General features: G+C 54.2%; 11 protein-coding genes. 3 read left to right on the plus strand and 8 right to left on the minus strand.

Annotated elements, in window-relative coordinates; genetic code table 11:
- The first annotated feature begins 93 nt into the window (after positions 1 to 93).
- Positions 94 to 807: an EAL domain-containing protein gene (locus OGX90_RS10545; RefSeq protein ID WP_063941497.1), complete on the plus strand. Its 714-nt coding sequence runs from the start codon at positions 94 to 96 to the stop codon at positions 805 to 807.
- Positions 808 to 868: 61 nt separating this feature from the next.
- Positions 869 to 2,311, plus strand: coding sequence for a protein adenylyltransferase SelO (gene selO, locus OGX90_RS10550; protein ID WP_234692328.1), 1,443 nt, complete (start codon positions 869 to 871; stop codon positions 2,309 to 2,311).
- Here selO and OGX90_RS10555 read toward each other — a convergent pair.
- From OGX90_RS10555 to ppsR, 8 genes are all read right to left on the minus strand, one after another.
- Entirely contained in the window at positions 2,308 to 3,087 is a 780-nt protein-coding gene (locus OGX90_RS10555; RefSeq protein WP_286623756.1) for a heme ABC transporter ATP-binding protein, read from the minus strand. The genes selO and OGX90_RS10555 overlap by 4 nt on opposite strands.
- The gene (locus OGX90_RS10560) at positions 3,080 to 4,072 is read right to left on the minus strand and encodes a FecCD family ABC transporter permease (RefSeq protein ID WP_003832595.1); all 993 of its coding nucleotides are present in this window, start codon (positions 4,070 to 4,072) and stop codon (positions 3,080 to 3,082) included. The genes OGX90_RS10555 and OGX90_RS10560 overlap by 8 nt, the downstream gene beginning before the upstream one ends.
- The gene (locus tag OGX90_RS10565; RefSeq protein WP_234692326.1) at positions 4,072 to 4,893 is read right to left on the minus strand and encodes a heme/hemin ABC transporter substrate-binding protein; all 822 of its coding nucleotides are present in this window, start codon (positions 4,891 to 4,893) and stop codon (positions 4,072 to 4,074) included. The genes OGX90_RS10560 and OGX90_RS10565 overlap by 1 nt, the downstream gene beginning before the upstream one ends.
- Positions 4,890 to 5,921: a hemin-degrading factor gene (chuS, locus tag OGX90_RS10570; RefSeq protein ID WP_234692325.1), complete on the minus strand. Its 1,032-nt coding sequence runs from the start codon at positions 5,919 to 5,921 to the stop codon at positions 4,890 to 4,892. Before chuS ends, OGX90_RS10565 begins: the two co-directional genes overlap by 4 nt.
- Before the next feature lie 47 nt (positions 5,922 to 5,968).
- Positions 5,969 to 7,951: a TonB-dependent hemoglobin/transferrin/lactoferrin family receptor gene (locus OGX90_RS10575; RefSeq protein ID WP_286574068.1), complete on the minus strand. Its 1,983-nt coding sequence runs from the start codon at positions 7,949 to 7,951 to the stop codon at positions 5,969 to 5,971.
- Positions 7,952 to 8,025: 74 nt separating this feature from the next.
- Positions 8,026 to 8,214 carry a hemin uptake protein HemP gene (gene hemP / locus OGX90_RS10580; protein ID WP_125363165.1) on the minus strand — a complete coding sequence of 63 codons (189 nt, stop codon included), beginning with the start codon at positions 8,212 to 8,214 and terminating at the stop codon, positions 8,026 to 8,028.
- 170 nt (positions 8,215 to 8,384) lie between these two features.
- The gene (gene aroH / locus OGX90_RS10585; RefSeq protein WP_003030555.1) at positions 8,385 to 9,431 is read right to left on the minus strand and encodes a 3-deoxy-7-phosphoheptulonate synthase AroH; all 1,047 of its coding nucleotides are present in this window, start codon (positions 9,429 to 9,431) and stop codon (positions 8,385 to 8,387) included.
- Positions 9,432 to 9,557: 126 nt separating this feature from the next.
- Positions 9,558 to 10,391, minus strand: coding sequence for a posphoenolpyruvate synthetase regulatory kinase/phosphorylase PpsR (gene ppsR / locus OGX90_RS10590; protein ID WP_003832602.1), 834 nt, complete (start codon positions 10,389 to 10,391; stop codon positions 9,558 to 9,560).
- Between the two features lie 328 nt (positions 10,392 to 10,719).
- Between ppsR and ppsA the strand changes: the two genes are divergently transcribed.
- Positions 10,720 to 13,098: a phosphoenolpyruvate synthase gene (gene ppsA, locus OGX90_RS10595; protein ID WP_003832604.1), complete on the plus strand. Its 2,379-nt coding sequence runs from the start codon at positions 10,720 to 10,722 to the stop codon at positions 13,096 to 13,098.
- Positions 13,099 to 13,129: the final 31 nt, after the last annotated feature.

Raw genomic sequence — 13,129 nt, forward strand, 5'->3', positions numbered from 1 at the left:
AATGAAAGGGCCTCTACTTGCATCAGCAGTAACGTATTTCTCCATCCTTTGCTACAGGATGCCGGATAACACCCATGCAGCGGGGCTGGCACGATGATTGTTTCACTGGATAATCTTTACCATTCTGAGTTCTCTTTTCTTCCTGCGAGAAGCGAAAAAGGCGATCTTGAATTCGTCGATATCATCACCAGTTTCGCCAGTGCGCATGGGGATGTGCGTATACCCACCGAGCTGGTCCTACCTCGGATGTCAGACGACGAACAATGTCGTTTATTTGTAGAAAAACTAGAATTAATCGAAACGTGCCAACATTTTTTTATTCAGCGAAAAGTATCCGCCTGGATTAATTTAACGCCAGCAGTTGCTAATACTTTATTATCAGATACTGAACTTGCTTCACAAGTTGAACGATTTTCATTTCTGGAGCTGACTATTAATGAAAGCTATCCGGAGTTAAACAAAGGTAAAGATAATCCAATATTGGCCGCACTTGCTGCGCGATTTCCATTAGTCCTGACAAACTATGGTTCTGGCGGTATATCAACCCGGGCAATTTTTGACGGCCTGTTCAAACGCGTCGTGCTGGATAAAAACTTTGTTCAACAAAGGATTGCACATATTTCGTTTGAACCGTTTATGCGGGCTATTCTGGCGCAACTATCGCCCAGCTGTGAGTCAATAATCATTAGCGGAATTGATACACAAGAGATGCTGGAGCGCGTCTTGCCTGTGGGATTTAGTGCCATGCAGGGAGGATTGTGGCCTGCGGTGCCTCCTGCGCAGATAATTTCGCTCGCTAAGATATAACCCTTTTATTTGCTGGTGTTTAACAGCCTATTAACAGTCTACACTAGAGGCAGGAGGCCCTATGACCCTGTCTTTTACCACTCGCTGGCGTGATGAACTACCAGCAACCTATACCGCGCTTTCACCCACCCCTCTGAAAAACGCGCGCCTTATCTGGCATAACGATGCGCTGGCGGAGCAATTAGCAATTCCTGCGGCGCTATTTGATATTCCGACTGGTGCAGGCGTTTGGGGCGGCGAATCGTTGCTTCCCGGGATGTCGCCTTTAGCCCAGGTTTATAGTGGGCATCAGTTCGGCGTCTGGGCTGGTCAGCTTGGCGACGGACGAGGGATCCTGCTGGGCGAACAACAGCTCGCGGATGGTTCAACGTTTGACTGGCACCTGAAAGGCGCCGGACTCACGCCGTATTCCCGCATGGGTGATGGGCGTGCCGTGCTGCGCTCGACCATTCGTGAAAGCCTGGCCAGTGAAGCGATGTACTACCTGGGAATACCGACCACGCGGGCATTGTCGATTGTCACCAGTGACACGCCGGTTTATCGCGAAACGGTCGAAGCAGGGGCGATGCTCATTCGTGTGGCGCAAAGCCATATGCGGTTTGGCCATTTTGAGCATTTTTACTATCGCCGAGAGCCGGAAAAAGTGCGCGAGTTGGCTGACTTTGCGATTCGCCATTACTGGCCGCAATGGCAGGAAGAAGCCGATAAGTATCAGCTGTGGTTTAACGATGTTGTCACGCGTACTGCGACGTTAATCGCTGACTGGCAGGCGGTAGGATTTGCGCATGGTGTTATGAACACGGACAACATGTCGATTCTGGGTCTGACGATGGATTACGGTCCATTCGGTTTTCTTGATGATTACGTGCCCGATTATATCTGCAACCACTCTGACAATCAGGGGCGATACAGCTTCGATAATCAACCGGCTGCCGCGTTGTGGAACCTGCAACGTCTGGCGCAAACTCTGTCGCCGTTTATCCCGGTCGAGGCGCTAAATGATGCGCTGGACAGTTACCAGCTGGCGCTGTTAACTCGCTATGGTCAGCGGATGCGGCAAAAGCTCGGCTTCTTTAGCGAGCAGAAAGACGATAACGAACTGCTTAGCGAACTGTTTAGCCTGATGGCGCGAGAAAGAAGCGACTATACGCGAACGTTTCGCATGCTCAGCGAAACGGAGCAGCACAGTGCGCAATCTCCGTTGCGCGATGAGTTTATCGACCGCGCAGCATTTGACGACTGGTTCACGCGGTATCGCTCGCGCCTTCAGCAAGACAATATTGCCGATGCAGTCAGACAAACACAGATGAAGGCGGTAAATCCGGCGATGGTATTACGTAACTGGCTGGCGCAACGGGCGATTAGTCAGGCAGAGCAGGGGGATTATGCCGAACTGCATCGGTTGCACCAGGCGTTGCGTACCCCGTTTGCCGATCGCGATGATGACTATGCCAGCCGTCCACCTGACTGGGGCAAACGGCTGGAAGTAAGTTGTTCAAGCTAAGGGGCCAGAAATACCTGCGGGGAGGCGTTGGCCGGATGCTGGCCAACGTGTACCTGAGCACCGTACCAGCGCTTCAGATCATCGGCCTTTAACACAGTTTCCGGTGTTCCCTGCGACACCAGCCTGCCGTTGTGCAGCAGCACTATTCTGTCTGCCCACAGTGCGGCGAGGTTCAGATCGTGAAGCACAATGCACACATGCAGCTCACCCGAAGCGGTTAGCGTTTTTAGCATGCGCAACAGATGCTGCTGGTGGTAAAGATCCAGCGCGGAGGTCGGTTCATCAAGGAATAACCAACCGCGAGGCGCACCGTCGTACCAGAGTTGCGCCAGCGCACGGGCTAACTGCACTCGCTGTTGCTCGCCGCCGGAAAGCGCGGCGTATTGCCGGCCTGCCAGAGGCGTACATCCGGTCATCTCCATTACCTGTGCAATAAGCCCAGGTTCCGGTCGTTGGGTCCAGGGCGCGCGACCCATCGCGATGACGGCCTCTACCGGCCAGTCAAATCCCAGTTGCGTTTGCTGACGCATTACCGCCCGGTGTCGCGACAGCATTTGGGTAGGCCACTCCTCCAGCGGTTTGCCCGCCAGCACGCAGCGCCCGGTAGCCGGTTTCAGAAAACCGGTCAGCAAGCGTAGCAGAGTGGATTTCCCCGCACCGTTTGGGCCGATGAGCGCCACCAGTTCACCTTTTGTAAGGGCGAGTGATACGTCGTCGATCACCGCTCTGCCAGCTACGTGATAGTGAAGCCCTTCAGCGATGAAATGTTCAGCCATGCGGTCCTCGCTGACGAAAAATAAGCCATAAAAACCACGGTGCGCCGAGAAGACTGGTCAACAGACCGACCGGCATCTCCGCAGGCGCAACCGCCGTACGGGCCAGTGTGTCTGCAATCAGCAATAAAAACGCGCCCGCCAGCACGGAACCCGGAATAACGGCCCGATGGTCTGAGCCGAGCCACATACGTATTAAATGTGGGATGACCAACCCGATAAAGCCAATCACGCCGCTTACCGCCACGGCTGAGGCAACCAGTAGTGCGCTACAAAGCAGCAAAATACGCTGGATTGTACGAACATCAACGCCGAGATAATGCGCCTCTTCCTCACCCAGTTGCAGAAGATTCAGCGCCGGAGCAAGTCGCCAGATGATCAGCACTGTCGGGATTGTCAGTGAAGTGACAGCCAACAGTGTGGACCACTGCGCGGCCCCCAGACTTCCCATTCCCCATAGCGACAGCTGGCGCAGTTGCGCATCATTACTGACCCACGACAAAACGCCAACCGCCGCCCCACAGAGCGCGTTAATGGCAATGCCGACCAGCAGCAGGCGTGAGAGTGAACCGTCGCGCTGTTGGCTAAGGATAAAAATCACTACGGTTGCCGCCAGCGCGCCGAAAAAAGCGGCCAGCATTGGAGCATACAACATCAGCAGCGCGGGCAAGGAGACAGGCAGCACCACCCACAGGGCCACAGCGCAGGCGGCGCCGCTGCTTATTCCCAGTAATCCAGGGTCTGCAAGTGGATTGCGAAACAACCCCTGCATCACGCAGCCCGCGAGCGCCAGAGAGCCGCCAATCACCAGCGCCAGCAGGACGCGGGGCAGACGAATCGTGAGCCAGATTTGACGCAGTGCCTCATCGCCATCACGCCAGAGCAGACTTACCGGCAGGCGCAACGCGCCAAAACCGGTAGCCAGAACCGTCATTACAACCAGCATCAATGCCAACATCCACAATGAACAGGTGATCCGCCGGGACATCAGGGCAATTGCTCCGCTTTAGCACGAAGCTGCAAAATAGCCTGTGGCGTGCGAACGCTGAAGCCCAACAGCGCCATATCGTCAACCTGCAATACCTGTTTATTCCTTCCGGCAGGTGTTTGCGCAAGTCCCGGTAGCGCCCACAGGTTTGCCTCGCCACCCATCGCCTTAACACCTTCTTGTGAAATCACTACCAGATCGGGCTGGCTGGCAATGATGCCTTCTTGTGACAGCGGCTGATAGCGATTAACGCCCTGCATCGCGTTGCGTAGACCTGCGGCACGAATCGCCGCATCGGCTCCGGTTTGCTGGCCCGCCGCCATCGCGGTCATCCCGCCATGATTGAGAATAAACAGCACACGTTTATTAAGTTCAGATGACGGGAGCGTCGCCAGTTCCTGACGTAACGTTGCGCGCAGCGTTTCGCCGTCGGCCTCCCGATGAGTAGCCTCGGCGATAACCCGAACTTTTTCATCAATCGCGTTAAGATCGTTGCTTGCTGGGATCGTGACAACCCTGACGTTGCTCTGCTCGAGCTGTTTTAACACCAGAGAAGGCTGCGCCTGCGCGCTGGCAAGGACCAGCGTAGGGCGTGTGGCAAGGATCCCCTCGGCGTTGAGCTGGCGCAAATAACCAACATCAGGTAACGCGGTTGCCGCAGCAGGCCATTGGCTGGTGCTGTCTCTCGCCACAAGGGAGGGTTGTGCTCCCAGTGCGTATACGATCTCGGTGACATCGCCACCGAGGACAACAACTCGTTCCTCGGGCGCAGCCAGTGCGGCGAAGGGCAGCAGCACGATCAGGGCCAGCAGTTTTTTCATGCGGCCAGTCCTTTCGGCGTTAGCGCGTCAATCTGTGTGCGCCATTGCGTCTGTTCCGGCTCGCCTTCCGTACGTTGACCATACAGTTGTGCGATTTGCGTACCGTCGGCAGCAAACAGTTCCAGACTGGTGACGTGGCCATCGACGGTCGGTTTGCGCGTCACCCACGTTTCGGCCACGCTCTCTTCCAGCAGATGCAGGGTAAAGGTTGGGTTGAAGATGTTTAGCCAGCCTTTCATCGGTACCAGTTTTTCAATCACGCCGGTAAAAATCTGTACACAGCCGCGATTACCCACAAAAACCATAATTTCGTTGCCATCCTGACGCGCGGTGTCGAGTAACTGCGCCAGTGCACTATTAGAAACCTTACAGGCCAGATCGTCGCCTACCAGATTAAATGCCTGTTGGCGGGTGAGTTCATGGCGTTTCAGCAGACCGAAGAACTGGTGGACATCGGTCATCGCTCGCCACTCTTGATCAACGGTCTGCGCATCGACCGTGACGGCGGCAGGCGCGGAATTGTTGGCGGGTTGCAGTGCCAGCGGCGGGTTTTCTGCAAAGATGAAACGGGTCAGCAACGCTGCCCATTCCTCAACGAGGGTATTTTGCGTGGTATAGACCTTCAGCAGCGCATCACCCTGATGGTCGAAGAACTGAATGCTCTGACGCTCACCATGGGCGGTTGTTTCGCTGATATGAAAGGTGCTGGCCCACTGACTCAGGAACAGACGCAGATCGAGGGCGCGCGGATTGAGAACCAGCCCAGCATGACCGTTGAGGTGCTGATTGGTAAAAGCACCTACCTGCTCATGTACTGCGTATTCATTGCGGCAAATACATTTGGTTTCGCCAACTGCTTCCAGTGCGCTGAGAATTTCACGCACTTCGCCACGTAAGCGCCAGGCATCGTGACCGACGCGTGCAAAGGTCAGTTCGGCTTCGCTAATATTCATCAACCCCGCAATATCACGTGCGTATTTGCCAGGATTTTCTTTCTTCAGTTCCAGCCAGCGTGTGTAATGATTCATTGTCTCTTCCTTCCAGATTGCGGCCCCGGCGAACCGGGGAAAAGTGATTACCACTGATAACTCACGAAAATTTTGCCATTACGACCATCCTGCGGAATGCCTTGCGGCGACCAGTACTCTTTGTCGAAGGCGTTGCCCAGTACCAGCGTGGTGGTCATGCCTTTCAGCGCTTGTTGGCCCTGATAGCTGACGTAGAAATCGTTTACCGCATAGCCGGGCTGTTTAGCGTAGGTGCTGCTGATATGCGTTGAACGGTCAGCAAATGTCCCTATCCAGCCGACAGAGAAACCGCTGTGCGCAACCGGCACATTCAGTTTGCTGGTGACGGTGTCTGGGTTAATGCTTGAAATGTATTCGCCGGTGTCAGTATCTTTTCCGCGTGTGCGGTTATAGGCCATGTCGAGGCTGAACAGATCGGTGGAATATTTCGCCATCACATCCCAGCCCCAGATTTTGGCGTTGGGTACGTTATAGGACATGGTTGTCGCAGCGGCGAAATCGACGCTGGTGGAGATGTAATCTTTCGCTTTGGTGTCGAAATAGCTGGCTTTAAATTCGAGCGCGTCGCTCGCCATCAGAAGATCGTCAAAGCGCAGGCCAAATCCGTATTCCTGTGTTTCGTTGGTTTCCGGGCGCAGGTTAGGGTTTGGCACCCAGTAGTTGGTGTAAAAACGACCAATCGAAAAGTGTTTCGCATCGTTATACATCTCGCCCATAGTCGGGGCACGGAAAGCCTGAGCGTATGAACCGAACAGCATCAGCCAGTCAGTTGGCGCAACCGTTAATCCGGCGCGGGACGACCATTTATCGGCATCGACATCGTCATAACCGTCGCTGCTGCCGCGATAAGAGTCATAACGGGTACCGCCCAGCAGCGTAACCGGCAGGTCGCGCAGGGTGATTTCATCCTGGAGCCAGCCGGAGCTGAAATCGATCTTAGCCTCCGGGAAACCAGTTGTTGCTCCTCCCGGTTGTTGTTCCTGACGATAGTATTCACCGCCGTAGGTCAACAGGTGAGATGCAAAAGAGTCGGTAAACAGGCGGCTGCGGTTGTCGATCTTCCCGCCTTTGGTGGTTTGCTTGCGAAATTCGCCAGTGTTATCTGCGTTCTGAGCATTAATGCGCGCTTCGGACCAGTAGATACGGGCGTCAGCGTTCAGCCAGTCATTGTCTGCCGGAGCGAGCGAGTAGGTCAGTTGCGCATCACGCTGGATCGTTGAACGGTTGGTCATCGGGTTGCTGGCATCCACCGCGCTGGTCTGCGGGTTTTTAGGTTCCCGGGCGTCATTGTTGTAGTAACGCAGCGAACCGGCCAGCGTCTGGGCGCTGTCAATTTTCCAGCTACCTTTGGCCAGCATATTGTTAATTGCTTCGTCATTCGGCGCAGTAGTACCGTCACTCTGGCGTAAATCACCGCGATCGCGGCTGGACCAGGCAAGCAGTCCGTCCAGCGTATCGGTACGGCCATACGTGCTGGCGCCCATGCCGAGACTGTGATCGCCGGTCGCCGCGGTACCGAACACGCGATAACCACTGTTTTTCCCGACTTCCAGTAGATCTTTGGCATCTGCAGTGTCATAGGCGATCACGCCGCCTAGCGCGCCGCTACCGTACAGTAGTGCGGAAGGGCCACGCACGACTTCGATGCGTTTGATAAGCGCCGGGTCGAGGAAGGTACTGTTCAGGTGTCCGGTGTCGGTTCCCTGACGAACGCCGTCAACCAGTACCAGAACGCCGCGTCGATCGTAGCCGCGCAGATTCACGTCCTGGCCGTTGGTACGGCCCGTACCGTCAAGGGTCAGGCCTGGAACCTTACGTAACAGGTCGGCAGCCGAGCTGGCGGTTTGGTTTTCTGGGGCGGTGGCGTCAATGACGCTGACCATCATTGGCGCTTCAAAGGCGCTACGGGCATTGCCGGTGGCGGTAACGGTCATATCCTCGACCGCCGCCCAGGCGACGGCGGGCAGGTTACTGATAATCGCCAGCGCCAACAGCGATGGGCGCAGGGAAGCGGTGTGCAGGTAAGGCATAGCAACTCTCCATTAGGAAATCGAAAAGCGCTGGCTGCCTGGGTATGACCTGGGTGGCTGGCGAAATGTGTTGTTTATTTAGTCAGAATGAGTTTTCCGGCTTGTGTCTGGCGCAGCAGGTAGTGCTGACCATCATGTTCTATGATCACGCGTCCTTCGTTACCAAGCAGGGTTTTACTGTCAATTCGTCGCTCGTTTGGCGCGACGAAAGGCGGTGTTTTGTCTTTTGCGGGCGTTGCCGTTGTGTTATCCATACGTGACATAGTGTTTAAAAATAACAATCAATGTAACAATGATAATCATTATCATCAAACTACAAATTTGCGGCAAGCGTTTTTGTGAAATAATTGTGACGAGAACGTTTTTTGCGCAATAAGCAAGGGGAAAACAAGGGATTAGCGCCGGGCAAGCTGATATTGCCCGGCGAACAGCATTAAAAACGGCTATCAACCGCAGAGGCGAGTTTTTCAACCAACAGTTCAGTATCTTCCCAGTTCAGGCACGGGTCGGTAATGGACTGACCGTAAACCAGCGGCTGGCCGCTAACGATTTTTTGCGTACCTTCACGCAGGAAACTCTCCGCCATAATCCCGGCAATCGCCGTCGAACCATTGCGAATTTGCTGGCATACATCATCACAAACGTCCAACTGACGGCGATGCTGCTTCTGGCAATTGCCGTGGCTAAAATCGACTACCAGATGCTCAGGCAGAGAAAATTCGTGCAGGGTATCGCAGGCGGCGGCAATATCTTCAGCATAATAATTCGGCTTTTTACCGCCACGCATGATGATATGCCCGTAAGGGTTACCGCTGGTCTGGTAAATGGTCATCTGACCGGTTTTATCCGGCGAGAGGAACATGTGACTGGCGCGGGAGGCGCGAATCGCATCGACGGCGATGCGCGTGTTGCCATCCGTTCCGTTCTTAAAGCCAACCGGGCAGGAGAGCGCGGAGGCCATTTCACGATGGATCTGACTTTCGGTGGTGCGCGCGCCAATAGCTCCCCAACTGATTAAATCAGCAATAAACTGGCCGGTCACCATGTCGAGGAATTCAGTCGCCGTGGGGACGCCCAGTTCGTTGACCTGCAACAGCAGTTTTCGCGCCAGTTCAATACCGTGGTTCACACGATAACTGCCATTCAAATCCGGGTCGGAAATCAGGCCTTTCCAGCCTACGACGGTGCGTGGTTTTTCAAAATAGGTACGCATCACGATTTCCAGACGCGCCTGGTGCTTAGTGCGCAGCGCCTGTAACCGTGTCGCGTATTCCATCGCGGCATCAAGATCGTGAATCGAGCAGGGACCTACGATCACCAGTAAACGGGGGTCTTCACCATTTAAAATTTTTTCTATCCGACGTCGGGAGTCCGTAACATGACGGGCGACGGAGGACGAAACAGGATGCCGTTGCGCAAGCTCTGCTGGAGTGACCAGGTTGTCAATACGCGCAGTACGGAGTTCATCGGTTCTGTTCATTACTTGTCTCAGAAATTTGTTGCTTCAACGGCAGGACTACCGGGAAGTGATGTACATCACAATATCACACTCATCCTGCCTGGTGGCGAGCATAATAACAAAAAATCGAACCAATGCACTAGCATTCTAGTACATGCGGCGATTCAGTCCCATGATATCGAGGATCTTGGTAGCAATCTCTTCTACCGAATAATTGGTACTGTTCAGCCAGGGGATCTGGTTTTTCCGATAAAGCGCTTCCACCTCAGCAACTTCCATACGGCACTGACGCAGCGAGGCGTAACGGCTGTTCTCACGGCGTTCTTCGCGGATGGCCGCCAGGCGCTCAGGGTCGATAGTCAGACCGAACAGCTTATGCTGCAACGGCTTCAGGGAAGTGGGCAGCACCAGATTATCCATATCATCGGCAATAAAGGGGTAGTTGGCCGCGCGGATACCAAACTGCATGGCCAGATACAAACTGGTCGGGGTTTTGCCGCAACGGGAAACGCCGAGCAGGATCACCTGCGCCTGATCGAGGTTGCGCAACGAAATACCGTCGTCGTGGGCGAGGGTGTAGTCAATGGCAGCGATGCGCGCGTCGTACTTGTTGAGGTTACCGGGATTCAGACCGTGCGTGCGGTGGGCGATAGGCGTAGGGTCGAGTTTCATCTCGTGCTGCAGTGGGGCAACCAACGCCTGCACGATATCCTGACAAAACCCTTCGCTTTGCAGAATGATCGAGCGAATTTCCGGCAGGACGATGGAGTAAAACACTAAAGGGCGCACGCCAGTTTGTTGGTAGATAGCGTCAATCTGGTCTTTAACCGCGCGCGCACGACTCTCATTTTCCACAAACGGCAGCGTAATACTGCTGATCGTGACCGGAAATTGCGACATCACCGCGTGACCCAATACCTCGGCGGTGATGGCCGTACCATCAGAAATATAAAATACGTGACGATCAACAGCATTATCCATTTTGCTCATCCTGGGGCAGATATAATTCTCTGAAAGCATAAATTAAAATTCGCCAGAAGCGAATATTGCGGCATCTATTTTATAAAATGAAACGCTATTTTTATATTTAATGAAAAGTACATTTCATTTTTCTGAACAAATGTTTATACCGGTCATTTTTGTGGTGATCCCGTGTGGCTCGCGGGTTTGCGCAAATGCGGAAACAATCTGAAAAAATAAAAAATAAAGTTGCTTGAACGATTCACCGTTTTTTTCGCCGGAGTAAATATGCCAAGATAATTACGCAAAATTGAGTTTCCTAACCTCGTTCATATATAAGGATTGTTCGATGTCCAACAATGGCTCGTCACCGCTGGTGCTTTGGTATAACCAACTCGGCATGAATGATGTAGACAGAGTTGGAGGCAAAAATGCCTCCCTGGGTGAAATGATTACTAACCTTTCAGGTATGGGTGTTTCCGTACCGAATGGTTTTGCAACGACCGCCGATGCGTTTAACCAGTTTCTGGACCAGAGCGGTGTAAACCAGCGCATTTATGAGCTGCTGGATAAAACGGATATCGACGATGTCACTGAGCTTGCGAAAGCCGGGGCACAGATCCGCCAGTGGATTATCGACACTCCTTTCCAGCCCGAACTGGAAAATGCCGTCCGCGATGCCTACGCGCAGCTGTCAGCGGACGATGCCAATGCCTCTTTTGCCGTGCGTTCTTCCGCTACCGCAGAAGATATGCCAGATGCGTCATTTGCCGGTCAGCAGGAAACCTTCCTCAACGTCCAGGGATTTGATGCCGTACTGGTTGCCATCAAACACGTATTTGCCTCGCTGTTTAACGACCGCGCGATCTCTTATCGTGTTCACCAGGGCTATGACCACCGTGGCGTCGCACTTTCTGCTGGCGTTCAGCGGATGGTGCGTTCTGACCTCGCGTCCTCAGGCGTAATGTTCTCCATCGATACCGAATCCGGTTTCGACCAGGTTGTCTTTATCACGTCCGCCTGGGGCCTGGGCGAAATGGTCGTGCAGGGCGCCGTTAACCCGGATGAATTCTACGTGCACAAACCGACCCTGGCGGCTAACCGTCCGGCGATCGTCCGTCGCACAATGGGATCGAAAAAAATCCGCATGATTTACGCGCCGACCCAGGAACACGGTAAGCAGGTGACCATTGAAGATGTCCCGCAGGAACAACGCGACATTTTCTCCCTGACTAACGAAGAAGTGCAGGAACTGGCTAAGCAGGCGGTGCAGATCGAGAAGCACTACGGTCGTCCAATGGACATCGAATGGGCGAAAGACGGTCATACCGGCAAGCTGTTCATTGTTCAGGCGCGTCCAGAAACCGTGCGCTCTCGCGGTCAGGTGATGGAGCGTTATACGCTGCATGCTCAGGGTAAAATTATTGCTGAAGGTCGCGCCATCGGCCACCGCATTGGCGCGGGTCCGGTCAAAGTCATTCATGACATCAGCGAAATGAACCGCATCGAACCAGGCGACGTACTGGTTACCGACATGACCGACCCGGACTGGGAACCGATCATGAAGAAAGCGGCAGCAATTGTCACTAACCGTGGCGGTCGTACCTGTCACGCGGCAATCATTGCCCGTGAACTGGGGATCCCGGCCGTGGTGGGCTGTGGCGATGCGACCGAGCGCATGAAAGATGGTGAGAAGGTAACTGTCTCCTGTGCCGAAGGCGATACCGGTTATGTTTACGCTGACATGCTCGACTTTAGCGTGAAGAGTTCCAGCGTGGAGACCATGCCGGATCTGCCGTTGAAGGTGATGATGAACGTCGGTAACCCGGACCGGGCTTTCGACTTTGCCTGTCTGCCAAACGAAGGCGTCGGCCTGGCGCGTCTGGAATTTATCATCAACCGCATGATTGGCGTACACCCGCGTGCGCTGCTGGAGTTCGATGACCAGACGCCTGAACTGCAAAATGAAATCCGCGCCATGATGAAAGGTTTCGATTCTCCGCGTGAATTCTATGTCGGTCGTCTGACGGAAGGGATCGCAACGCTGGGTGCGGCGTTTTATCCAAAACGCGTCATCGTGCGTATGTCGGACTTTAAGTCCAATGAATATGCCAACCTGGTCGGCGGTGAGCGTTATGAACCGCATGAAGAGAACCCGATGCTGGGCTTCCGTGGGGCGGGCCGTTATGTTGCCGACAGCTTCCGCGACTGCTTCGCGCTGGAATGCGACGCGGTAAAACGTGTCCGTAACGACATGGGCCTGACTAACGTTGAAGTGATGGTACCGTTTGTACGTACCGTTGCCCAGGCGAAAGCGGTGGTGGAAGAGCTGGCACGCCAGGGGCTGAAACGCGGCGAGAACGGACTGAAGATCATCATGATGTGTGAGATCCCGTCTAACGCCTTGCTGGCCGAGCAGTTCCTCGAATACTTCGACGGCTTCTCCATCGGCTCAAACGACATGACGCAGCTGGCGCTGGGTCTGGATCGTGACTCTGGTGTGGTTTCTGAACTGTTTGATGAACGTAACGACGCGGTGAAAGCACTGCTGTCGATGGCGATTCGTGCAGCCAAGAAACAGGGTAAATACGTGGGTATTTGCGGCCAGGGACCTTCTGACCACGAAGACTTCGCAGCCTGGCTGATGGAAGAGGGGATCGACAGCCTGTCGCTGAACCCGGACACCGTCGTACAAACCTGGCTGAGTCTGGCTGAACTGAACAAGTAATATCATGCCTTATCCGGCCTATTCAACGTAG

The sequence above is a fragment of the Citrobacter sp. Cpo012 genome (genome assembly GCF_030333015.1).
Classification (GTDB): Bacteria; Pseudomonadota; Gammaproteobacteria; order Enterobacterales; family Enterobacteriaceae; genus Citrobacter; species Citrobacter portucalensis.

Coding starts and splice junctions, on each gene's coding strand:
- OGX90_RS10545 (WP_063941497.1), top strand. CDS start 94: ATGATTGTTTCACTGGATAATCTTTACCATTCTGAGTTCTCTTTTCTT.
- selO (WP_234692328.1), top strand. CDS start 869: ATGACCCTGTCTTTTACCACTCGCTGGCGTGATGAACTACCAGCAACC.
- OGX90_RS10555 (WP_286623756.1), bottom strand. CDS start 3,087: ATGGCTGAACATTTCATCGCTGAAGGGCTTCACTATCACGTAGCTGGC.
- OGX90_RS10560 (WP_003832595.1), bottom strand. CDS start 4,072: ATGTCCCGGCGGATCACCTGTTCATTGTGGATGTTGGCATTGATGCTG.
- OGX90_RS10565 (WP_234692326.1), bottom strand. CDS start 4,893: ATGAAAAAACTGCTGGCCCTGATCGTGCTGCTGCCCTTCGCCGCACTG.
- chuS (WP_234692325.1), bottom strand. CDS start 5,921: ATGAATCATTACACACGCTGGCTGGAACTGAAGAAAGAAAATCCTGGC.
- OGX90_RS10575 (WP_286574068.1), bottom strand. CDS start 7,951: ATGCCTTACCTGCACACCGCTTCCCTGCGCCCATCGCTGTTGGCGCTG.
- hemP (WP_125363165.1), bottom strand. CDS start 8,214: ATGTCACGTATGGATAACACAACGGCAACGCCCGCAAAAGACAAAACA.
- aroH (WP_003030555.1), bottom strand. CDS start 9,431: ATGAACAGAACCGATGAACTCCGTACTGCGCGTATTGACAACCTGGTC.
- ppsR (WP_003832602.1), bottom strand. CDS start 10,391: ATGGATAATGCTGTTGATCGTCACGTATTTTATATTTCTGATGGTACG.
- ppsA (WP_003832604.1), top strand. CDS start 10,720: ATGTCCAACAATGGCTCGTCACCGCTGGTGCTTTGGTATAACCAACTC.